General features: G+C 32.9%; 20 protein-coding genes. 12 read left to right on the plus strand and 8 right to left on the minus strand.

The window, feature by feature from the left end:
• Positions 1 to 19: 19 nt before the first annotated feature.
• The 7 genes from N1F78_RS12530 to N1F78_RS12560 are packed head-to-tail and all read left to right on the plus strand — an operon-like array spanning position 20 to position 7,265.
• Positions 20 to 973, plus strand: a complete 954-nt coding sequence (locus tag N1F78_RS12530) for a transglutaminase domain-containing protein (RefSeq protein WP_406683503.1) — start codon at positions 20 to 22, stop codon at positions 971 to 973.
• A gap of 59 nt (positions 974 to 1,032) precedes the next feature.
• Complete coding sequence (locus tag N1F78_RS12535) at positions 1,033 to 2,571, plus strand: YifB family Mg chelatase-like AAA ATPase (protein WP_406683504.1); 1,539 nt, start codon at positions 1,033 to 1,035, stop codon at positions 2,569 to 2,571.
• A 46-nt stretch (positions 2,572 to 2,617) separates the two neighbouring features.
• Complete coding sequence (locus N1F78_RS12540; RefSeq protein ID WP_406683505.1) at positions 2,618 to 3,730, plus strand: DUF2891 domain-containing protein; 1,113 nt, start codon at positions 2,618 to 2,620, stop codon at positions 3,728 to 3,730.
• Positions 3,723 to 4,955 (plus strand): Nramp family divalent metal transporter, encoded by a 1,233-nt coding sequence (locus N1F78_RS12545; RefSeq protein ID WP_406683506.1) that lies wholly within the window; start codon positions 3,723 to 3,725, stop codon positions 4,953 to 4,955. Before N1F78_RS12540 ends, N1F78_RS12545 begins: the two co-directional genes overlap by 8 nt.
• Positions 4,955 to 5,695, plus strand: a complete 741-nt coding sequence (gene pxpA, locus N1F78_RS12550) for a 5-oxoprolinase subunit PxpA (RefSeq protein WP_406683507.1) — start codon at positions 4,955 to 4,957, stop codon at positions 5,693 to 5,695. The genes N1F78_RS12545 and pxpA overlap by 1 nt, the downstream gene beginning before the upstream one ends.
• 3 nt (positions 5,696 to 5,698) lie before the next feature.
• On the plus strand, positions 5,699 to 6,427 hold the full coding sequence (pxpB, locus tag N1F78_RS12555) for a 5-oxoprolinase subunit PxpB (protein ID WP_406683508.1): 729 nt from the start codon (positions 5,699 to 5,701) through the stop codon (positions 6,425 to 6,427).
• On the plus strand, positions 6,420 to 7,265 hold the full coding sequence (locus tag N1F78_RS12560) for a biotin-dependent carboxyltransferase family protein (protein ID WP_406683509.1): 846 nt from the start codon (positions 6,420 to 6,422) through the stop codon (positions 7,263 to 7,265). Before pxpB ends, N1F78_RS12560 begins: the two co-directional genes overlap by 8 nt.
• On the opposite strand, the gene deoD is transcribed toward N1F78_RS12560, so the two are convergent.
• From deoD to clpB, 4 genes are all read right to left on the minus strand, one after another.
• A complete protein-coding gene (deoD, locus tag N1F78_RS12565) occupies positions 7,262 to 7,960 on the minus strand; it encodes a purine-nucleoside phosphorylase (protein WP_406683510.1) in 699 nt (232 codons plus the stop codon). The genes N1F78_RS12560 and deoD overlap by 4 nt on opposite strands.
• A 6-nt stretch (positions 7,961 to 7,966) precedes the next feature.
• Positions 7,967 to 8,632, minus strand: coding sequence for a deoxyribose-phosphate aldolase (deoC, locus tag N1F78_RS12570; protein ID WP_406683511.1), 666 nt, complete (start codon positions 8,630 to 8,632; stop codon positions 7,967 to 7,969).
• Positions 8,633 to 8,801: 169 nt separating this feature from the next.
• The gene (gene deoC, locus N1F78_RS12575; protein ID WP_406683512.1) at positions 8,802 to 9,449 is read right to left on the minus strand and encodes a deoxyribose-phosphate aldolase; all 648 of its coding nucleotides are present in this window, start codon (positions 9,447 to 9,449) and stop codon (positions 8,802 to 8,804) included.
• Between the two features lie 404 nt (positions 9,450 to 9,853).
• A complete protein-coding gene (clpB, locus tag N1F78_RS12580) occupies positions 9,854 to 12,460 on the minus strand; it encodes an ATP-dependent chaperone ClpB (RefSeq protein WP_406683513.1) in 2,607 nt (868 codons plus the stop codon).
• A gap of 169 nt (positions 12,461 to 12,629) precedes the next feature.
• Here clpB and ytxJ point away from each other — a divergent pair, with 169 nt between their 5' ends.
• The 4 genes from ytxJ (at position 12,630) to N1F78_RS12600 (ending at position 16,426) form a co-directional block, all read left to right on the plus strand.
• Positions 12,630 to 13,019, plus strand: coding sequence for a bacillithiol system redox-active protein YtxJ (ytxJ, locus tag N1F78_RS12585; RefSeq protein WP_406683514.1), 390 nt, complete (start codon positions 12,630 to 12,632; stop codon positions 13,017 to 13,019).
• 9 nt (positions 13,020 to 13,028) lie between these two features.
• Entirely contained in the window at positions 13,029 to 13,436 is a 408-nt protein-coding gene (locus tag N1F78_RS12590) for a gamma-glutamylcyclotransferase (RefSeq protein WP_406683515.1), read from the plus strand.
• On the plus strand, positions 13,423 to 15,108 hold the full coding sequence (locus N1F78_RS12595; RefSeq protein WP_406683516.1) for a pseudouridine synthase: 1,686 nt from the start codon (positions 13,423 to 13,425) through the stop codon (positions 15,106 to 15,108). The genes N1F78_RS12590 and N1F78_RS12595 overlap by 14 nt, the downstream gene beginning before the upstream one ends.
• Before the next feature lie 109 nt (positions 15,109 to 15,217).
• Positions 15,218 to 16,426, plus strand: a complete 1,209-nt coding sequence (locus N1F78_RS12600) for a DUF1566 domain-containing protein (protein WP_406683517.1) — start codon at positions 15,218 to 15,220, stop codon at positions 16,424 to 16,426.
• Positions 16,427 to 16,484: 58 nt separating this feature from the next.
• On the opposite strand, the gene N1F78_RS12605 is transcribed toward N1F78_RS12600, so the two are convergent.
• Positions 16,485 to 17,666, minus strand: coding sequence for a hypothetical protein (locus N1F78_RS12605; RefSeq protein ID WP_406683518.1), 1,182 nt, complete (start codon positions 17,664 to 17,666; stop codon positions 16,485 to 16,487).
• Positions 17,667 to 18,115: 449 nt separating this feature from the next.
• Positions 18,116 to 19,399 carry a fumarylacetoacetase gene (fahA, locus tag N1F78_RS12610; RefSeq protein ID WP_406683519.1) on the minus strand — a complete coding sequence of 428 codons (1,284 nt, stop codon included), beginning with the start codon at positions 19,397 to 19,399 and terminating at the stop codon, positions 18,116 to 18,118.
• 211 nt (positions 19,400 to 19,610) lie between these two features.
• Between fahA and glyA the strand changes: the two genes are divergently transcribed.
• Entirely contained in the window at positions 19,611 to 20,885 is a 1,275-nt protein-coding gene (gene glyA / locus N1F78_RS12615; RefSeq protein WP_406683520.1) for a serine hydroxymethyltransferase, read from the plus strand.
• Between the two features lie 508 nt (positions 20,886 to 21,393).
• Here the strand turns inward: glyA and N1F78_RS12620 are convergent.
• Positions 21,394 to 22,218: a DUF4435 domain-containing protein gene (locus N1F78_RS12620; protein ID WP_406683521.1), complete on the minus strand. Its 825-nt coding sequence runs from the start codon at positions 22,216 to 22,218 to the stop codon at positions 21,394 to 21,396.
• A 56-nt stretch (positions 22,219 to 22,274) separates the two neighbouring features.
• On the minus strand, positions 22,275 to 23,558 hold the full coding sequence (locus N1F78_RS12625; RefSeq protein ID WP_406683522.1) for an AAA family ATPase: 1,284 nt from the start codon (positions 23,556 to 23,558) through the stop codon (positions 22,275 to 22,277).
• Positions 23,559 to 23,636 lie beyond the last annotated feature (78 nt).

A 23,636-nucleotide genomic window follows, 5' to 3' on the forward strand; every position in this document is an offset into this window, starting at 1 on the left:
TTCGCAATCCTCAGATTTTATGAAAATAGAATTTGAAAAGGCAGATAATATTGCTAAAAGCCTTAATAAAGAAACCTTAAAGAATTTACCAGTTTTGGTTTATCAACTTACATCTAATTTAGATACAGATGTTGAAAAGTTTAGGGCTATTTACACATGGATAAGTTTGAATATTAAGAGTGATTATCCACATCAGTTGCAGAATTTAAAAATGCGAAAAAAATTCTTGGATGATAGTATTTCTCTCAACCTATGGAATACAAAGTTTAGAGAAAAAACATTAAAAAGACTTATAAAAAATAAGAAGACAATTTGCACAGGTTATGCCTATTTACTTGAGGAATTAGCTTCTTTAGCAGGTCTTAATTGTAAGATGATTCATGGTTATGGTAGAAACGTTTCGGCTAATATAGATGAATTAAGTCAACCAAATCATTCATGGAATGCAGTTTTATTGAATAACAAATGGTATTTATCTGATCCCACTTGGTCTAGCGGATTTTTTAATGTTGATGAAGGTGTTTTTGTTCATGATTATAATTCAGGTTACTTTCTAGCAGACCCCAGTTTGTTTGTGAAAAGTCATTACCCATTAGACTCTAAATGGGTTTTGATGGATGAATTTATTCCAACTATTCAAGATTTTTTGACAGGACCATTGGTTTATGGGGATGCTTTTAAGTATTCCATTCTTCCTTTAGAACCTGAAAAAATGAAATCTGAAATTAATAAGGGCGATAAGCAAATATTTAGATTTATTGTTCCAGAAGAAGCCAAATCAAACCAAATCAGATTAGTTATAGATAGTGGTTCGCATCAAAATAAAATAGATACTTATAGTTATAACCAGGAAACTGAAATTTTAGAGTTTATGCACACCTTTTCTAATCGAGGCTTGTTTGATATTCATCTTCAGGTTAATAATACTTTTGTAGTAACCTATGCTGTTAAGGTTATAAAGCCAAAAAGCTAATAATGGAATTGTTTTACGATTAAAATACTTTTCTTACATTTAAACTGAAAACAAGTTTTATGCTAAAAAAAGTATTTGGTAGTGCCGTTTTTGGTGTTGAAGCTACCACTATAACGGTTGAAGTAAATGTAGATTCAGGTATAGGATATCATTTAGTAGGGTTGCCTGATAATGCAATAAAGGAGAGTAATTATCGTATTGCTGCAGCACTTCAGAATAACGGGTATAAAATTCCGGGAAAAAAGATAACCATTAATATGGCTCCCGCCGATTTGCGAAAAGAAGGTAGCGCTTATGATTTAACACTTGCCATAGGAATTCTTGCAGCCTCCAATCAAATTCAGGCAGAGGAGTTAGATAAATACCTAATCATGGGTGAGTTATCTCTTGATGGCAGCCTACATCCTATAAAAGGAGCTTTACCTATTGCTATTAAGGCTCGTGAAGAAGGATATAAGGGCTTCATCCTTCCAAATCAGAATGCTAAGGAAGCTGCTATAGTAAACGAATTGAAAGTTTTTGGAGTTGATAATATTAAACAGGTTATTAACTATTTTGATAAAGCAGAAGCTTTGGAGCAAACCATTATTGATACTAGAAAGGAATTTGAAAAAAACCTAGATTTTCCGGAGCATGATTTTGCAGATGTAAAGGGGCAGGAAGGTATTAAGCGTTGTATGGAAATAGCGGCAGCTGGTGGTCATAATATTATTTTAATTGGACCTCCTGGAGCTGGTAAAACTATGTTAGCTAAACGATTACCGAGTATTTTGCCACCAATGACTTTACAAGAAGCATTAGAAACTACTAAGATTCATTCTGTAGTTGGAAGAGTAAAAGAAAATACAGGACTCATGGCGCAACGCCCTTTTAGAAGCCCGCACCATACCATTTCTGATGTAGCTCTTGTGGGAGGTGGTGCGTATCCGCAACCAGGGGAAATTTCTTTATCACATAATGGTGTGTTGTTTTTAGATGAGTTGCCGGAATTCAAACGTGGTGTTTTAGAAGTTATGCGTCAACCACTGGAAGATAGAGAAGTTACTATTTCCAGAGCAAAATTTACGGTAACCTATCCATCTTCTTTTATGTTGGTGGCTAGTATGAACCCAAGTCCGAGTGGTTATTTTAATGATCCTGATGCTCCTGTAACGTCTAGCCCTGCTGAAATGCAGCGGTATTTAAGTAAGATTTCAGGACCGTTATTAGATAGAATAGACATTCATATTGAAGTAACTCCGGTGCCTTTTGAAAAGTTGTCTGATGATAGAAAAGGTGAATCATCAGTTGATATCAGAAGGCGAGTAACAGCAGCTAGAAAAATACAAAGTAAGAGGTTTGAAGACAGCAATGGTGTACATTATAATGCCCAAATGAACACCAAGCAAATAAGAAAGTTTTGTATTTTAGATGAGCAATCAAAACAACTTTTAAAGACAGCAATGGAAAGATTGAGCTTATCTGCTAGGGCTTATGATCGAATTCTTAAAGTAGCAAGAACCATAGCTGATTTGGAAGTGAGTGAAAATGTAAATGGATCACATATTAGTGAGGCTATTCAATACAGAAGTTTAGATAGAGAAGGATGGTTAGGGTAGTTAATTCAGAAATTTTAAAGTTTAATTTAAAATTAGTTATTTAAGTATGAAAAGGTTTTTGGTAGTAGTCTGTATCTTCATTTTTGGCTGTAATAATGAAAAAAAAGAAGTTTTGACTCCAGAATTAATAGAAGAAGTTTCTATAGTTGAAACACCAATTTTAAATTTAGAAAAGGCAAATAAGCTAGCAGAATTACCATTGCATTGTATGAATATGGAATACCCCAACAGGTTGTCTCAAACCTTAGGTAGTGATAATGATTTGCAACCACCAAGAACATTACATCCTGCATTTTATGGTTGTTATGATTGGCATTCATCAGTTCACGGACATTGGAGTTTGGTTAGTTTGTTAAAGCAGTTTCCTAATCTTAATAATGCGGGGAAAATAAAGCAGCGATTACTTAATAACATATCTAAAGAAAAAATTGAAGCAGAGGTAGCTTATTTTGATGGAAAACACAACAAATCTTATGAGCGTACCTATGGTTGGTCATGGCTATTAAAATTAGCTGAGGAATTACATACTTGGGATGATGGTACGGCTAGAATTTTAGAAAGCAATCTGCAGCCATTAACAGATTTAATTTGTGAAAAGTATATAGAATATTTGCCTAAGCTAAATTATGCACTTAGGGTGGGAACACATACTAATACTGCTTTTGGGTTATCCTTTGCTTATGATTATGCTGAAACTTTGAATCATGAAGCATTACAAAAAGCTATAAAGGATCGAGCTTTATTTTTCTTTAAAAATGATGAAAATTGTCCTATGAGTTGGGAACCTAGCGGTAGCGATTTCTTATCACCTTGTTTAGAAGAAGCAGCATTAATGAAGCGCTTATTGGCTCAAGATGAGTTTAAAGTGTGGTTAGATGCTTTTCTTCCACAATTGAAAGATAAAAATTATACTCTAGAAACAGGGAAAGTATCAGATAGAACGGATGGCAATTTAGTGCATTTAGATGGTGTGAATTTTTCAAGAGCATGGAATCTTTATGAAATTACTATAGGTATGCCAGAGTATAATCATTTGAAACCTATAGCTAATGAGCATATAAGTCATTCGTTTCCAAGTATTTTTGGCGATGATTATATGGGCGGACATTGGCTTGGTAGTTTTGCTATTTATGCATTGAATAATACAACTAATGATTAAAAATTGGTTTAAAAATGTTGGTCCTGGTCCTTTAGTAGCGGCTGCGTTTATTGGTCCTGGTACTGTAACCATGTGTACGCTTGCTGGGGTAGGTTTTGGCTATGCATTACTTTGGGCAATGGTACTTTCAATAGTATCTACCATGGTTCTGCAAGAAATGGCAGCTAGGTTAGGAATTATTACTCAAAAAGGTTTATCTGAAATTATTAAGGATGAAATCAAAAACCCTTTATTAAAGTCGTTGACAGTATTTTTAATTTTGGCGGCCATAGTTGTTGGTAATGCTGCTTATGAAGCAGGAAATATTTCTGGTGGTGTATTAGGTATGGAAACTATTGTGGCTAGCCCTACTTTAAACATATTAGGGCTTTCTATAAATGGTTTTAGTTTTTTAATTGGCATTATAGCTTTTGGTTTGTTATATATTGGTAATTATAAGGTCTTGGAACGTGTTTTGGTAGCTTTGGTTATTCTGATGAGTATAGCTTTTTTAATCACGGCAATTATTACTAAACCTAATATTTATGCCATTGTTAAAGGGGCTTTTATTCCTAGTTTTCCAGAAAATAGTTTATTGATTATTATTGGGCTAATTGGCACTACAGTTGTGCCATATAATTTGTTTTTACATGCCTCTTTAGTAAAGGAAAAATGGCATAAAAAAAGTGATTTAGTATTTGCAAGGAAAGATACCATTATTGCCATAGTATTAGGTGGTTTAGTATCTATGTGCATTATTGTTTCTGCAACAGCAATTCAAACTCAAAACATCTCAAATGGCGCAGATTTGGCTAAGGGGTTAGAACCTCTTTTTGGTGTTTTTTCAAAGTACTTTATGGCAATTGGGTTATTTGCTGCTGGTATAACTAGTGCTATTACAGCCCCTTTGGCAGCAGCATATGTAACTAGCGGTTGTTTAGGTTGGAAATCTGATTTAAAATCAATAAAGTTCAGAACCGTTTGGATGTTCATTTTATTATTGGGTGTTTTACTATCGTCACTAAACATAAAACCTATAGACATCATAAAGTTTGCTCAGGTTGCAAACGGGATTTTATTACCGGTAATAGCAGTAGTTTTAATTTGGATTATGAATAAAGATACTATCCTTGGTAATTACAAGAATAATTTAAAACAAAATATCTTAGGTTTTCTTATCTTAGTAATTAGTGTTTTACTTGCTTTAGCAGCACTGAATAAAGTTTTTGGGTTAAATATTTTCTAGTGGATAATTATGTTATAGATATAAATGCAGATGTTGGGGAGGGTGTAGGCAATGAACCTCAATTAATGCCTTATATATCATCATGTAATATTGCTTGTGGGGGTCATGCAGGAGATTCAACAACCATGAAGGAAATAGTTAAATTAGCCAAAATGCATAAAGTAAAAATAGGCGCACATCCTTCATTTCCAGATAAAGAGAATTTCGGACGCAAAAAAATGGATATTTCTTGTGCTGCATTATTCACTTCATTGAAACATCAAATAACAGATTTGCTTAATGTGTTATATCATGAAAACGCCACATTACATCATATTAAGCCACATGGTGCGCTTTACAATTTGGCAGCTAAGAATGAAAAAGTAGCTAATGTTGTTATAGAGGTTATTAAAAGCATGCATCGTCCAGTTCAACTATATGTACCGTATAAATCAGTTATAGCTTCATTAGCTCTAGAAAATGATATTGATATTACTTATGAAGCGTTTGCCGATAGAAATTATAACGATGATTTAAGCTTAGTATCTAGACTGGATAAAAATGCGTTAATTGACGATGCTAAAAACATGATTAAACATGTTTTAACTATGGTAAAACAAAAAAAAGTACAAACGGTTGCTGGGAATAAAATACCTATAATAGCTCAAACAATATGTTGTCACAGTGACACTCCTAATGCCATTACACTTGTAAAAAAATTACATACAGAGTTAGAAAAAGAAGCTATTAAAATTCAATAACTGGTGTATAATCTTATATATAAGCCTTACGGTGAACGCTCCATTCTGATAGAATGGCCTCAAGACATTAGTGAAAAAATATTATACTATGTGTTAAGTTTTAAGCGTAAGATAACGGAGAGTAAAATTGAGGGTTTGGCTGAGGTAAATCATGCGTATTGTTCTTTATTAATTACTTATAGAAGTTCATGGTTGGGTTTTGTGAAATCTGTGGAAGTTTTAAAAAGTCTTTATAAAACAGGAGAAATAAGTCTCAACTCAACATTTAGATTATGGAAAATCCCTGTTTGCTATGATATTAGTTTCGGAATTGATTTAGAAGGACTAGCTAATGCCAATAGCCTCACGGTAAAAAATATAATAGAGACTCATTCACAGAAAATCTATACGGTTTACTTTGTTGGGTTTTTACCAGGTTTTCTGTATTTAGGAGGTTTAGATGAAAGTTTATTTCATCCTAGAAAGGCAAATCCAAGGTTAAAAATAGAAAAGGGATCGGTGGCAATTGGTGGCAATCAAACGGGGGTTTACCCAACTGAAAGCCCGGGTGGTTGGAATATTATTGGTAATTCACCCATAAACTTTTTCAATATAAAAAATGAAGCTCCATGTTTTGCCAGTTCAGGGGATCAAATTCAATTCTATCCAATTTCAAAAAATGAACATACGGATATTAAAACATTGGTTGAAGCAGGAGTTTACCAAATAGAAAGTGAGGTGATTCATGATTAAAGTTTTAACCCCAGGTTTATATACTACAATTCAAGACCTCGGCCGCTTTGGATATCAAAGGTATGGTGTACCCTATTCTGGAGTCATGGATAGAACAGCAGCTTCATTTGCCAATGCAATTTTAGGTAATAATACAGAACTTCCAGTTTTAGAAATAACCATGATGGGACCAAAGCTACAGTTTAGTTGCCAAACTTCAATTTGTGTTTCTGGGGCAGATATATCGCCAAAATTAAACAATCAACCCATTTTCAATAATAAAGTCATTTCCATTAAATCAGGAGATATATTTTCTTTTGGCAGGTTAAATAAAGGGGTTAGAGCATATTTGGCCGTTTTAGGTGGATTTAAAACTAAAATGGTGATGCAAAGTTGCAGTATGTATCAGGGTATTACCAATCAATTTAAAATACATAAACATGATTTATTAGATATTTCTACGAAGCATAGTTTAATTAAAGGCTCCAATGCGTCCATAAAAGTGAATGATTATTATTTCAATTCAAAAGACATTGAGGTTTTTGAAGGTCCTGAATTTGATAAACTTGATGAAAGCCAAAAAAAATTTCTTTTTAGTCAAGAGTTTACTATCTCAAAAGATAATAATAGAATGGCTTATCAATTAAATGAAGTTTTAGGAAACAATTTAAAGCCCATCATAACATCACCGGTAATGCCGGGAACCATACAGTTAACGCCATCTGGTAAATTAATAATTTTAATGAGAGATTGTCAAACAACTGGAGGTTATCCAAGGGTATTACAATTAAAGGAATCTGCTATAAGTGTTTTGTCTCAGAAACACACCGGAGAGTCTATAAGGTTTTTGAAATTTTAAGCCAATTCTAAAGCAATTTCAATCATTTCTTTAAAAGTAGTTTCACGTTCTTTACTAGTGGTTCTTTCACCCGTAACCAAAGAGTCAGAAATAGTCAAAATAGTTAAAGCTTTTACTTTATGCTTAGCAGCTATGGTATATAATCCAGCCGTTTCCATTTCAACACAAAGCACTCCAAATTTTGACCATTTTTTATAGGATTCAAAATCGTCTGCATAGAACTCATCAGATGTAAAAACGTTACCAGCTTTAATATCAATGTTTTTATTTTTTGCTGCTTCTACAGCTTTTTGAAATAGCTCAAAATTAGCGGTAGGAGCGTAGTCTGCACCACCAAAGCGTAATTCATTTACACCTGAGTTAGACGAAGCTGCCATTGCCAAAACTATATCCCTCATTTTAACATGTTCCTGATAAGATCCTGCGCTGCCCACTCTGACTAAATTTTTTACTCCGTAATCGGCTATTAATTCATGCGCATAAATAGAAATTGAAGGAATCCCCATTCCTGTTCCCATTACAGATATTTTTTTGCCATTATAGGTTCCTGTATAACCTAACATACCTCTCACTTTATTAAAGCAAACGGGGTCTTTAAAAAATGTTTCGGCAATCCATTTAGCACGTAGCGGGTCTCCAGGAAGTAAAATAGTTTCGGCTATATCGCCTGCTTTTGCTTCAATATGTACGCTCATAAATTTTTAATAATTTGAATTTGAAGATGTACCTTCAATAATGGCTATACCTGAAGAGGTACCAATTCGGTCTACTCCTAAATTAATGTACTCTAAAGCGGTTTTTGTATCCTTTATACCACCCGAAGCTTTAATTTTAATACATTTTTTGCAAACACTTGCCATAAGTTTAATATCTTCTTTTGTGGCTCCATTAGTGCCAAAACCGGTTGAAGTTTTAACATAATCTGCGCCACTTTGAATAGCTAGTTCGCTAGCTTTAATTATTTCAATCTCTTCTAGGTAACAAGTTTCAAGAATTACTTTTAAAGTGTTGTTAGGTATACAAGATTTAACAGATTCAATATCCTTCCAAACAGCATCAAAATCTTTACTTTTTAAAAGTCCAATATTGATTACCATATCAATCTCATCTGCTCCATTTGCAATAGCTATTTTGGTTTCAGCTACTTTAGCTTCCGTTGTCATAGCGCCTAAAGGAAAACCAATAACACTACAAATTTTTACATCAAATCCTTTTAATTGCTCTTTAGCCAAAGCCACATAGCAACTATTAACACAGACAGAAAAAAATCTATAGCGTTTAGCCTCATCACAAAGTTTAATGATATCATCTTTTGTAGCAGTAGCTTTTAAAAGCGTGTGATCTATATATGTATTAAGGAGTTTCAAAATTATGTTAAAGTTAAGGTTTTTTAATTGAATTAAACTACTAGTTGAAATTCAAAGATGGTCTTTTTTTGCTTTTTCAATGATGATTTATATCAGTTATTGGAAATAAAAAAGCCATAAGAGTTCAATTACTCTTATAGCCTTAAATACTCTAGTCAAATTTAGTAGTTTACGCTGCTACTTTTCTGATTTTGAATTCTGACGATACACCAATTCTATCAACCCCTAAATCTAAATATTTAAAGGCAGTTTCTTCATCATCAATACCGTGAAAAGCACAAATTTTTATAGTGTTTTTTATTGTCTTTTTTATAATCTTAATAACAGTTAAGGTGACTCCGCTTTTTGAGAATCCAGTTGATGTTTTAATGTAGTCAACTTTGGCATCCATACAAATCTGGCAAGCTTTTATAATTTCGTTTTTGTTTAATTCTGATACTTCTAAGGTAACTTTTAAGGGTGTTGTACCTATAGCTAGTTTTACATCACTAATGTCTTTCAAAACTGAGACATAATTTCTGCTTTTTAACAATCCTAAGTTAATAACCATATCTATTTCTGAAGCTCCATTGGCAATTGCTGCCTGAGCTTCATGAATTTTTGAAGCTGTATCTGTTGCTCCAAAAGGAAATCCAATAACAGAGCAAATACCAATATTGTTATTGTTAAGTAATTCTTTAGTTAATGAAACATAAGAGCTGTTAACGCATACGGTTCTTAATTGTTGTTCATTGGCTAAAAGACATAAATCAATAATATCTCGTTCTGTGGTGGCTGGATTTAATTGTGTAAATTCAATGTGTTCAAAAATATTCATTCTTATAAGTAGGTTTTAAAATTCTATTTAACCTGAAATTATTAGTTAGGAAAGGAAAATAGAAGCTATTAATCATTAGGGTAAAATGTAGAGTTTGGGGCTTTACATTTAAATCGAAGTTATAAATAATAATTGTTAATATAATATTAATGGTAGTATTTTCGATGAACTACAATCAAGTTTTTTTTAACTTATTTATTTTCAAATTATTGCGTTTTTACAATTTTTTGTGATTTTTAACGGGTTTTAGAGTTGTTTTATCGGAATAAATGGTTTTGTCATTAAAATATGAATTAAAAAAAAGCAACGATCATCTTATTAAAGAATCACGTTGCTTTTCAACTAACCAACCAACTATATAGACTCTTGAATCATAAAAATGTTACAACAATCTATGAAGTATTTTAAATTTTTTCTTGAATTAACTCCCCTTGATTTCTAAATACCAACTTATCATCGAAGGCGTCAAGTAAAATGATACTGTCTGTGGTTACTTTTCCAGCCAATATTTCCTTACTCAAAGCATTTAGAACTTCTTTTTGAATAACGCGTTTAACCGGTCTAGCACCATATTCGGGGTTATATCCTTTATCTGCTAAATAAGTAACAGCTTCCTGAGTTGCATCAAACGTAATACCTTGTTGTGCTATCATTTTGGTTATAGCTTTTAGCTGTAAACCAACAATGTCAACTATATTTTCTTTTGATAAAGGCGTGAACATTATGGTGTCATCAATTCTATTTAAAAACTCTGGCCTAACATTTTGTTTCAATAATCCTAGAATTTCAACTTTAGCAGTTTCCATGGCTGTATCCATATCTTTAACCGCCTCAAACTTTTCTTGAATTATATGACTCCCCATGTTAGATGTCATAATAATTATAGTGTTCTTAAAGTCAGCAACACGTCCCTTATTATCTGTTAATCTTCCTTCATCTAAAACTTGAAGTAGAATATTAAAAGTATCGGGATGAGCCTTTTCAATTTCATCTAATAAAACTACAGAATATGGTTTACGTCTTACGGCTTCAGTAAGTTGTCCACCTTCATCATAACCAACATATCCAGGAGGAGCACCAACTAATCTGCTAACCGCATGACGTTCTTGATACTCACTCATGTCAATTCTGGTTAATGCATTTTCATCGTCAAACAAATATTCTGCTAGGGCTTTAGCCAATTCAGTTTTACCAACACCTGTAGTTCCTAGAAACAGGAATGTTCCTATGGGTTTTTGAGGGTTCTGTAAACCGGCTCTACTTCTTCTAACGGCGTCACTCACAGCAGTAATAGCTTCTTCTTGACCAACTACGCGTTTGTGTAATTCATTTTCTAATTTTAAAAGTTTTTCACGTTCACTTTGTATCATTTTTGTTACTGGAATCCCCGTCCATTTAGCCACAACTTCCGCTATATCATCATATGTTACTTCTTCTTTAATAAGAGAATTATCTTTTTGATTAGCAAGAATGGCTTGATGTGCTTCAAGGGCTTCTTGAGCTTCTTTTATTTTGCCATAACGTAATTCTGCTACTTTACCATAATCACCTTCGCGTTCTGCACGTTCTGCTTCAAGTTTATAATTTTCAATGTCTTGCTTGGTGTTTTGAATATTATCAACTACCTCTTTTTCACTTTTCCACTTTGCATTAATTTCATTCCTAGCTTCTTTTATGTTGGCTAAATCTGAACGTAATGATTTTAATTTATTTTCATCTTTCTCACGTTTAATAGCTTCAATTTCAATTTCTAATTGCATAATCTTTCTATCAAGAACATCTAACTCTTCAGGTTTAGAATTAATTTCCATACGTAGTTTAGAAGCAGCTTCATCCATTAAGTCAATTGCTTTATCTGGTAAAAATCTATTTGTTATATATCTAGTGGATAATTCAACAGCACCAATAATAGCTTCGTCTTTAATGCGAACTTTATGATGACTTTCATATTTTTCTTTAATTCCACGCAATATTGAAATAGCACTTTCAGTATCAGGTTCATCTACCATTACTTTTTGAAACCTACGTTCTAAAGCTTTGTCTTTTTCAAAGTATTTTTGATATTCATCAAGGGTTGTTGCTCCAATAGCTCTCAGCTCTCCTCTGGCAAGTGCTGGTTTTAAAATGTTGGCAGCATCCATAGCGCCTTGACCCCCACCGGCACCAACAAGGGTGTGAATTTCATCAATGAATAGTACAATATCACCTTCACTAGTGGTCACCTCTTTGATTACAGCCTTTAACCGCTCCTCAAACTCCCCCTTATATTTAGCACCAGCAATAAGTGCACCCATATCTAAAGCAAAAATTTGTTTGTCTTTAAGGTTTTCAGGAATATCTCCATCAATAATTCGGTGTGCTAATCCTTCAGCAATTGCAGTTTTACCAGTACCAGGTTCACCAACTAGAATAGGATTGTTTTTTGTTCTACGTGATAATATTTGTAGTATGCGTCTAATTTCATCATCTCTACCAATAACAGGATCTAATTTGCCGTCTTTTGCTAACTGATTCAGGTTTTTAGCATATTTGTTTAGTGAATTATAAGTGTCTTCTTGACTTTGAGAAGTTACATTTTCGCCCTTGCGTAATTCTTCTATGGCGGCATTTAAAATTTTTTCTGTAACGCCTTGGTCTTTTAACATTTGTGCTATTTTGCTTTTAGATTTAAAAACAGCAATGATTAAATGTTCAATAGACACGTAGTCGTCGCTCATCCTTTTTGCAATTACAGAGGCTTCTGTAAGGCTTTTTCCAGTTTCACGAGACAACATTAATTCACTTCCAGTTACCTTAGAAAAACTTTCTAATTGCTTATCTAAAGTTTGTTTAAGAATAGAAATATTAACGTTTAATTTCTTTAAAATAAAAGGTAATACGTTTTCATCTACCTCTAAAATACCCTTAAAGAGATGTTCGTTTTCTATTTGTTGATGACTATATCCTTGCGCAATTTGTTGAGCTTGTTGTATAGCCTCTTGAGATTTTATTGTATAATTATTAAGGTTCATAGCTTAAATTTGTTTTCTTTTCTCTTTACTTTTGTCAATAATCTTACCAATATGTTTTGTGAGACAAAATGTCTGATTAAAGCAGTGATAATGTGACTTTTAGTCAGTTTGTAAGTTTGAGATTTTACTCCGACTGAAGGTGAGCATAAGCATATAAGTAAAAAAACGCATGGGATTAATAAATAAAATATTTGGAACCACAACTGAGAAAAGGGAAGCAAAAGTTTTGCCTTGGATACCTTTGGAAAATTCAAATCAAATAAATGAAATAAAAGAAAAGTCTTTAAATAAAACACAGCTTATCTTTAAGCACTCTACACGTTGTGGTATTAGTGGAATGGTTATGAATCATTTTGTGAATGCATACCATTTAAATGAAGATGATGTTGACTTATATTTTTTAGATTTATTGAATTATAGATCGGTTTCTGATGAAGTTGGTTATAAGTTTCAAGTTATACATGAATCGCCGCAATTGCTGGTAATTAAAAATGGAGTTACTCTGGCTCATGCATCTCATGGAGCTATTAATGAATTAGACTTAACAGAATTTATTTAGATAAAGCTTTTGAATTCTAACTACCTTTTTGTTTATGGAACTTTGCTGGAAAATGTAGATAATGATATGTCTAGGTTTTTATCTTCTAATTCCATGGTAATGGGAAATGCTTATTTTCATGGGAGACTCTTTAAAATTTCCTGGTTTCCTGGTGCAGTTATAAGTGATGATTTATCTGAAAAGGTCTACGGTACCTTTATTAAGCTAAATAATGCAGAAGAGACTTTATCGGCTTTAGATTATTATGAAGGTTACCATGCAAATAATCCTAAGTCTAGCTTATTCATTAGGCAACTAATCACAATTATTGATGAAAAAGGTGCTACTTATGAGGCATGGACGTATCTTTACAACCAAAATGTAGAAGAAGAAACTCGAATTCACTCGGGAGATTTTTTAAAAGATGCAGAATCATAAATTTACCAAGACTTTTTTTCATCGGCTTAATGTAAAAATACCATTACCAACCCATTTTACCTTCCCTTTTTATTATGAACCACATGCATTAAGTATACTTGCTGCTGAAGAGTTGCAAGATTATTTAGAAACGCAGGTAGATTTTAATCATAACTTTGGATTAAACCCCATAGCACAAGGATTAGTTATTGGAAAAATGTTTGGCATTATGGTAGCGGAAAATTCTAATGGAGAATTGGGGTATTTGGCAGCATTCTCAGGGAAATTAGGTGAGAGTAATAACGTAAATGGGTTTGTGCCTACGGTTTATGATACTTTAAATCCTAATGGTTTTTATAAAAAGGGGGAGCAAGAATTAAACAGCATAAATAGAGAGATTGAAGTTTTAGAAAATTCAGAAGCATATGGGGTTGCCAAAGCAAATTTAGAGGCTTGTATAAAAAGTTATGATGTTGAGCTGAAAGCCTTAAAGCAAACTATAAAAGAAAAGAAGGCAGAACGCAATAAATTAAGAGACTCACAAGCCAATACATTATCATCTGAAGCTTATCAAAACTTATTAGAGGAACTTAAAAATCAAAGTATTTATTTTCACTTTAGGTTAAAAGATTTAAAAACAGATTGGAAAGTTAAAATAGATAAAGCTACTGCAAGTTTTGAAGAAATTCAATCCATTTTAAATTCATTAAAAGAAAAAAGAAAGATGCAATCTGCAGCATTACAAAAGCAGTTACATCAGCAATATACATTTTTAAATGCTTTAGGTGAAACTAAAGATTTACTAGATATTTTTGAAAATACTACTGTTAGAATTCCTCCGGCAGGAGCGGGGGAGTGTGCGGCACCAAAGTTGTTTCAATATGCTTATGAAAATGAGTTAAAGCCAATTGCTATGGCAGAATTTTGGTGGGGCGCTTCACCAAAATCTGAAGTGCGTAAACACAAACAGTTTTATCCATCATGTAGGAGTAAATGCGAGCCAATATTGGGTCATATGATGAAAGGACTAAAGGTAGAAAACAACCCCATTTTAGAAGTAAAAACCCATAATGACCCTTTAGAAATTTTGTATGAAGATGATTATTTATTATTGGTAAACAAGCCACATGAATTTTTATCGGTTCCTGGTAAAACCAATTTGGAGTCTGTACAAACTAAAATGAAGCAATATTTACCTAATGCTAAGGGGCCTTTGTTAGTTCATAGGTTAGATATGTCCACCTCAGGAATATTATTGGTTGCTAAGAATGAAAAAACGCATAAAAACTTACAAAAGCAGTTTATAAATAAAACTGTTAAAAAGCGCTATGTAGCAGTTTTAGATGGTGAGTTAAGCCAAAAACAGGGTGTTATAGATTTACCTCTTAGAGTCGATTTAGATAACAGGCCTCAACAATTAGTTTGTTATGAGCATGGTAAAGCGGCAAAAACTAAATATGAAATAATTGTTGTTAAGGATGGTAGAACAAGAATTCATTTTTACCCAATAACGGGTAGAACTCATCAATTAAGAGTTCATGCAGCACATAGTGAAGGTTTGAAAATGCCAATTATAGGTGATGACTTATATGGTAATAAAGGTGAACGGTTGCATTTACATGCAGAATACATAAAATTTGAGCACCCTGTAACTAAGAAGCTGGTCGAGTTTGTCTGTAAAGCACCATTTTAGTTTTTTATATAAAATTTTTTGTAAAAATTTTACACCAATCCGTTAAACCTTTATAAACTATTTTCGTCATAGTAGATGTCGGGAATGAGCCTAATTTTTAACTAAAAAAATGAAAAATAGGCATCTAACATTTATTATTGGGCTTTTTCTAATTCTGAGTTGCGAAAAGGAATCTGCAGAGTCGCAAGAAATTATTACTAATTTAGAATATTCATATTCTATTGTTGATACTGGTGTAACAAACTTATACACTAATTTAGGCATTGCAACTTCGCTTAATAGTGGAGATGATTTTTATGGTCAGGATGCTAATTATATAGGAAATATTCCATCGTATACTAATAATGGTGATGGAACAATTACAGATAATGTTACCGGTTTAATGTGGGAAAGTAATATGGGTGATAAAGTTACCTTTTCATCAGCCTTTACTAAAGCAGAAGCATCAACCATAGCGGGATATTCAGATTGGAGAGTTCCTACAATTAAAGAATTATATTCACTTATTTTATTTACGGGTCAAGTTTCTGGTGAACAGGCCATTAAAATGTTTATTGACACCAATTATTTTAATCAACCTTTGGGAGATGTAAGTATTGGAGAACGTGAGATTGATGCCCAAACATGGTCTTCAACAGAATACGTAGGCCTAACCATGAACGGAGATGAAACCGTATTTGGAGTAAATTTTGTAGATGGACGTATTAAGGGTTATCCTAAAATTAAAAAAAGCACAGGTAGTGCTAATCTTATGTATTGTAGGTTGGTTCGCGGAAATACGGCATATGGAAATAACAGTTTTGTTGATAATAATGATGGCACTGTAACTGATAATGCTACTGGATTAATGTGGCAAAAAGCCGATGATGGCACTGGACGTAATTGGAAATCTGCTTTGGACTATGCAGAAAACCTTGAGCTTGCTTCATATTCTGATTGGCGATTGCCTAATGCCAAGGAATTGCAAAGTATTGTGGATTACTCAAGGTCACCGCAAACCACTAATTCGCCAGCTATTAATTCAATTTTTGATACCACAGAAATCTCGGATCCTGATGGCAATCTTGGTCAATATCCATTTTTTTGGACAAGCACAACACATTTAGATGGTGTAAATCCGTATTCAACGGCGGCTTACATTGCGTTTGGTGAAGGTCAAGGTAAAATGAATGGTGTTTTGTTAGATCTTCACGGGGCTGGTTGCCAAAGAAGTGACCCTAAGAGTGGAGATATCAATGATTATCCTCAATATTTTGGACCTCAAGGAGATGTTAGGTATGTGTATAATTACGTGAGGTGTGTTAGAGATATAGATTAAATAGTTCTTGAAATAGATTGTAAATAAAAAACGCCCAACTTGGTTGGGCGTTTTTTATTTATCCATTAAAAGGTTGTTTAGCAATAATATCTTTTAACTTCAATTTTAGGTCTTCACCAGTATCAAAAATCATTTGTTCACTACTTGGGAAAGGAACTCTTCTATTATCTACTAAACGTCTTTCTTGTTTGTTTAGAGCGCGTTTATCTCCTCTATATCTGGCAAATACATTTTCAAATACAAAACCACTGTCAAAAGAGAATTTATCAATTAGCTGATTCGATTTTAAATCGGCATAAACTACATCAGCAATTATTTGAGCTGATTTGGTTTGTGAAAATTCATTATACCTAGCTTTCACCTTTACAATCTTATCAATTTTAATATAGTTTCCTAAACTGTCTTTTACGGCTTCACCTTTTTTGTCTTTTTTATATTCCCAACCATCAATCACTTCACGCTCTCTTATAAACTCACGTTGCTTAATATGTTCTGGTGAAATATTGATACGCTTTAATTGCAATTGCATCGTATAATCATAAGCAATACCTTCTGAAGGAGAAGCATGATATACCGTCCAAAACTGATTTAAACCATAAGTGTCAAAATTTAATAAATCGGCTTCTAAGCGTTGCGGAATAACTTGCTGGGTTTGGTTATTAATAGAAACCAACACGTAGTTTATACCTCTGGCATGCGCCTCATCTAAAAGAGCTCTAGTAGTTTCAAAATTTGGGTTTATTTGTTCTAAATAATTTAAAGTACTATAAGCTTCTCTTATGGTAGGCTTGTGGTCTGATTCTAATAAGTCAATACCTTTTACATATAAGTAATCAGAAAGTTTCACCTTAGTTTCAACTATTTCATTGCTGTAATCATTAAAGTTAAAACTAATGTGCTTGCCATTTACGAATAAGGGTAAAATGGGTTTTATGGCTTCTTGCCTATTATTTAAATCGGTATATAACTCAAAAATATCTCTATATAATTCAGGGTTATTGTCTTTTTTAAGATGTTTTATGGTGTTTAAGTCACGCTCTACCACTTTGTAGTAAGCATCTTGAAGCATAATAACATAGTCGTACTTTCGTTTTTTGTCTTTATTAGTTTTAAGCTTGTTAAGCGCAGTTCTAATAGCATGGTCATAATTACCAGTATTAACAGCTTGTTCTACTTGCTTTTTAGCACTACAAGCCACCAAGAATGTAAAAATTACAGATAAAAGTAGAAATCTTTTCATAGGTTAAAATTTTAGGTTATTTGGGGTAACCAATTCAATAGTGATGCCAAAATATTAACCATACTTGTTAAACACAAAAAAATACGATTAAATGAGTGGATAAAATACTTTTTGAGAGTTAAGTATTACGATATGGTGCAATATTCATTAATTACTGTGTTTTGCCATTCATTTTGTCTTGATGAATTACTGAATTCAAAACACTGTTTTGAATGAAAGTACATTGCGTAGCAAAATCAAAAAATCAAATCAATCTGAGAAAATTCCTGCAGACCATTCATTCTCCGAATTTCTCGCTTAAAGCTTTGCTTTGCGTCTTCATTCCTTCACTCATTATTTCTGTAGATTGATGCTTCCGATTGCATCGGAATATGGGACTAGACTATCAACTGAGTCTATGGTTCAAACTTTTTTCTTTACGTCTCAGCGCCTTTGCGAGAAATACTTATTTACTTTTTAGTGAAAACAGGCAACAATTCCGTTTTAACTTCACCAAAACCAATACGGGTACCATCATTCTCACAATATCCTCTCATAATAACCGTATCATGGTCATTAATAAATTTTCGTTCGGTACCATCTTTCATAGTAATTGGTTTTTCCCCTTTCCAGGTTAATTCCAACATAGAGCCGTAACTGTCTTCTGTAGGTCCAGAAATGGTACCGCTACCCATCATATCGCCAGAATTTACCGGACATCCATTAACCGTATGATGTGCTAATTGTTGAGACATGTTCCAGTACATATGTTTGAAATTAGATTTACTAACCACTGTTTCTTTGGCACCTTTCGGTTGTATAGAAACCTCTAAATTAATATCAAAACTCTTTTTTCCTTTATATTGAAGGTACTCTAATTGCGGTTTTATAGCTTTAGGACTTTCAACTCTATAAGGCTCTAAGGCATCAAGAGTAACTATCCATGGCGAAATAGATGATGCAAAATTCTTAGCTAAGAACGGACCCAATGGTACGTATTCCCATTTTTGAATATCTCTAGCGCTCCAATCATTTAATAATACCAATCCAAAAATATACTCTTCAGCTTCTTCAATAGGAATAGGTTCACCTAAATCATTAGCATCTGTTGTAATAAAGCCCATTTCTAATTCAAAATCAACTAATCTGCTAGGGCCAAAAACAGGTTCTGTAGCTCCATGAGGTAGTGTTTGCCCTTGTGGTCTATGAATAGGAATTCCAGACGGAATAATTGATGAGCTTCTACCATGATACCCAACAGGAATATGCAGCCAGTTTGGTAACAAGGCATTCTCAGGGTCTCTAAACATTGTACCTACATTGGTAGCATGTTCTATACTAGAATAAAAATCGGTATAATCACCAATTTCAACAGGTAATTTCATTTCAATTTCATCCAATCTAAAAAGCACAACCTCTTTATGTTTTACATTGTTTTTTAAGCGGTCATTTTCGGCATCAAAAATTTCGGCTATTCTATTTCTAACCGCGCGCCATGTTTGTCTGCCATCAGCAATAAAATCATTTAAAGTATCTTGTAGAAAAATATCATCCGTTAAGGGAATACCCTCAAAATATCCTAACTGGTGCAGGGCACCAAGATCTATTGCGGTATCACCAATACGGGACCCTATGGTTATGATGTCATCACGTGTTAAAAACACTCCAAAAGGAATGTTTTGGATAGGGAAATCTGAATGTTTATCTACATGTAACCATGACACTCTATCTGGGTTATTTGCTGATAATGGCATACTACTTACGTTGTTTTAATTATTGAATTCTATTCAAACCTACATATTTTTTTTTATTTTCTCATAAAAACCATATTAAATATAAGAAATTTAAAAACGAATAAGTTCGTTAATAAAATCGTTTAAAACTTGTTCTTAATTCTAAGTTTTTTGATGTTTAAAACTATTCTATTTCATATTTTTGCGGCATAATTAACCATAATTTAATTTTATGCAACGCGACGAACAAATTTTTGAACTTATTGAAGCTGAAAAAGAGCGTCAATTACATGGTATAGAACTTATTGCATCAGAGAACTTTGTTAGTGAACAAGTTATGGAAGCTGCGGGTTCTGTTTTAACTAACAAATATGCCGAAGGTTACCCAGGAAAAAGATATTATGGAGGTTGTGAAGTTGTTGACGAGGTAGAGCAAATCGCAATAGATAGAGCTAAAGAATTGTTCGGTGCTGCTTATGTAAACGTACAACCACACTCTGGAAGTCAGGCAAATACAGCTGTTTTTGCTGCGTGCTTAAAGCCTGGAGATAAATTTTTAGGATTCGATTTATCTCATGGTGGGCATTTAACACATGGTTCTCCTGTAAATTTTTCGGGTAAATTATATAGCCCTTCTTTTTATGGTGTAGATGAGGAAACTGGTGTTTTAAACTATGATAAAATTCAGGAGTTAGCAACCAAAGAACAACCAAAATTAATTATTGCAGGAGCTTCAGCTTATTCTCGTGATATTGATTTTAAACGTTTTAGAGAAATTGCAGATAGTGTTGGTGCAATTTTAATGGCAGATATATCTCACCCAGCAGGATTAATTGCTAAAGGTATTTTAAACGATCCTATTCCACATTGTCATATTGTAACAACTACCACTCATAAAACCTTAAGAGGACCAAGAGGAGGTATGATTATGATGGGTGAAGATTTTGATAATCCGTTTGGTTTAAAACTAAAAAGCGGAAAGCTTCGTAAAATGTCGGCTTTATTAAACTCTGCGGTATTCCCAGGAAATCAAGGTGGACCATTAGAGCATATCATTGCTGCTAAAGCTATTGCTTTTGGTGAAGCGCTTACAGATGAGTTCTTACATTACCAATTACAGGTTAAAAAGAACGCTTCTGCATTAGCACAAGCCTTAGTAGATAAAGATTATAAAATCATTTCTAATGGTACAGATAACCACTGTATGCTAATAGATTTACGTAACAAAGACGTATCTGGTAAAGAGGCAGAAGAAGCTTTAGTAAAGGCAGATATTACTGTTAACAAGAACATGGTACCGTTTGATGATAAATCACCGTTTGTAACCTCTGGTATCCGTTTAGGAGTTGCTGCAGTAACTACACGTGGCTTAAAAGAAGATGATATGGTTGCTATTGCAGATTTAGTAAATGAAGTGGTAACCAACCATGAAGATGAAGCTGTTTTAGAAGCTGTAAAAGGTAAAGTAAACGGTATGATGGCAAACAGACCTTTGTTTGTAGCCTAATGTCATTCAGAACGCGTGAAACGAAGTGAAGAATCTCTGTTTAGAGTTCTAAATATAAAAGAAAGCCTGAAATTTATTTTCAGGCTTTTTTGTTTGTGGGCGTTACCCAATTTTGTCATTCTGAGGAGTTCGTTAGAACAACGAAAGAATCTCTATGCCAAAATTGCGTCGGGTTTTCCACTATATCTTTTTAAACGTCATTGCGAAGTAAATTTCTAATTTACTGTGGCAATCTCTTAGCACCAATGAGATTACTACGTCGTACCTCCTCGTAATGCCGGTCTACTTGCTTTGGTTTAAAAAGGATGCCGCTGCAATCTCTAACGCAACTATTTGTAAGCTTAGTTCTTTAAACCGAATGTGGTTTTGTTTTGAAGAGGTTCGTTTAACGTCTCGTATAAGAATAGTAGCGGATTTTTTCGCACTTACTTTTCGGTTAAACAGAGACCTTTTCTACTATTACATGCTTTTGTTTTAGCGATTAAACCGCTATTATTTTTATACATTGTTAGGCAACGTTTTTTGCAAATTGTTCTTCGTAATACTCAAATATTTCTCCGCTGTTAAATTGTTCATTAAAGAACTTGTTAATTCCGATTCTATAAATTATGTCTTTTGAAATATTTTTTAACGAATGTCTATTTTTTAAATAATGCATTATCATTTGAACACAATAATCTGCCAATAAATGCCCATAGCAGAGTTTATTAGTTTCAATTGAATATCTTCTGCCAAAGGAATATAAAGTTGACTTCTTTAAATTTTTCTCATTCAATCGTTTTTCAATTTCATCTTTTTTTATTGAAGGAAGGTCAGTTGGGTTGCAATCCACACAAAATAAAGGACTTTTTTTACGTGGAAAAAAAGATGCTTCTTTTTTGAATAAATAACCGTCTGCATATACTGCAACTTTTAAATTTTTAAGAAACGAATTGAAGTTGTTTTCAATGTCAGAATGTTGGATTTCAATTGCTGTTAATTCTTCAATTACACTTTTAACTACAGAAGAATTCCAAATGTCATTTTCCCAACTATAACCGTGAGTGTAATAAATATTTGGATGTGACAATTGTTTTTGTAGCACTTCGTCAAATTCATTATCCATAGCCACTAAAACTGTACTAATTTGCCCATCAATTATATCCAATGCGATATCCTTTATAGTTGATTTTGAGCCAACGGATTTGAACTTAAGTTTTTTACCAGCAACAAAATTGTCGAATATTTTTGACCAAAAAATTATGTCTTCTGTTTCGTGATTGTAACTACCACTATAAACTTGTGTTTTGTTAAATTGTGATTTACCACCTTCTACAAATACAACTATATCCACTTTATGAAACAAGTGTTGGTTGTTTAAACCACTTGTTGTTCTTCTAAAAACTACACTCATTTGATAACTTTTTCAACTTGTATTACTGATTTTGAAAAATTACCAACTATATCAGGTGAATGTGTAGCAAAAATAATTTGAGAATTTGGATTTATATTTCTTAAACTAGTTACTAATTTTTCTTGCCACTCAACGTGAAGAGATAGTTCTGGTTCATCTGCAATATATATATGACTTCTGTTTTCTTGAAGTAAACTTTGACCTAATATTATTAACAATTGTTTCTCTCCAGAAGAGAGTCTAGTTAATGGAAAGATTTTATTGCTTTGTGTCTGAACTAATAACTCGTTTCTTTCATTAATAAATACTTGTTTACGCTGAAAAAGACTATTAATAATCTCAATAAAAGTAAACTTTGGTTTATTAATTTCACTTTTTTTACGATTAAGAGAATTCCATTCTTGAACTATAGTGTGAATTCTCCGTGTGCCTATTAAAGAAGCTAAATCATTTAGACCAATACTTGATTCTTTACTTTCAAGTTTCTCTGTTGCAGTTTCAAAGTTCTGAAAATGTAAGTCGAGTTTATCACTAAATTCTTTTTCCTTTAACCCAAATAGAAGGAATATCTGTTTCAATGATTCTTTTTCTTTATCAGAATCTAACTCATTAGAAATGGATAAAACATCTTCCTTTGAATCATCTTTAATTAATGATAAGAAAATGTTTTTTTGAAATTTTTCTGTTTCGGATGAATAGCTTTTGTCAAGTATGCCGAAATATTTAACTAAATCCGATGATAGTTCTTTTACTTTTTGGTCAATTGTAGAATCATAGCTGTCCTCATTTTTATTAAAATTATTTTTTCTATGAATAGAAAGCCAAGTTAGATTAACAAAATCTCTTAAAGCTATATGAATATCCCTAGCAACCTGTCCACTTCTTAATCTTCTTTTGTGGACTATATAATCTTTCGGATACCTAAAAAGTTGTTCTTCTTCTAATTCATTTAGATTGAACGTCTTAATTTTATCCTTTGCAGATGTTTTAATTTTAAAAATAATACTTGGATAAGGCGAATCATCTTTGTCGATTTTCTCAACTTCTATAAAACTTTTATCTGTTTTATTCAATGGAAAAAAATCAATTCTTATTTTTTCATATTGAAATTTATCTAATGTCCCGAAATCAGCTTTTAAGGCAGCTGCAATCAAGTTTATCATTGTTGTTTTCCCTGAACCATTTAGTCCAATAAGAAAATTAATTTCATCATTGAAGTCAAGAGTGACAGATTTGTCTCCCCAAAATCCAGTTATTTTTACTTTTTTTATTTTTCTCATCTTGATTTTTTCAAATGTTGCCTAATGGTCTTATGGATATAAATTGTATTGCATATTTTTTATATCCAACGTTAAACG

Source organism: Seonamhaeicola sp. MEBiC01930 (genome assembly GCF_045277075.1).
Classification (GTDB): Bacteria; Bacteroidota; Bacteroidia; order Flavobacteriales; family Flavobacteriaceae; genus Seonamhaeicola.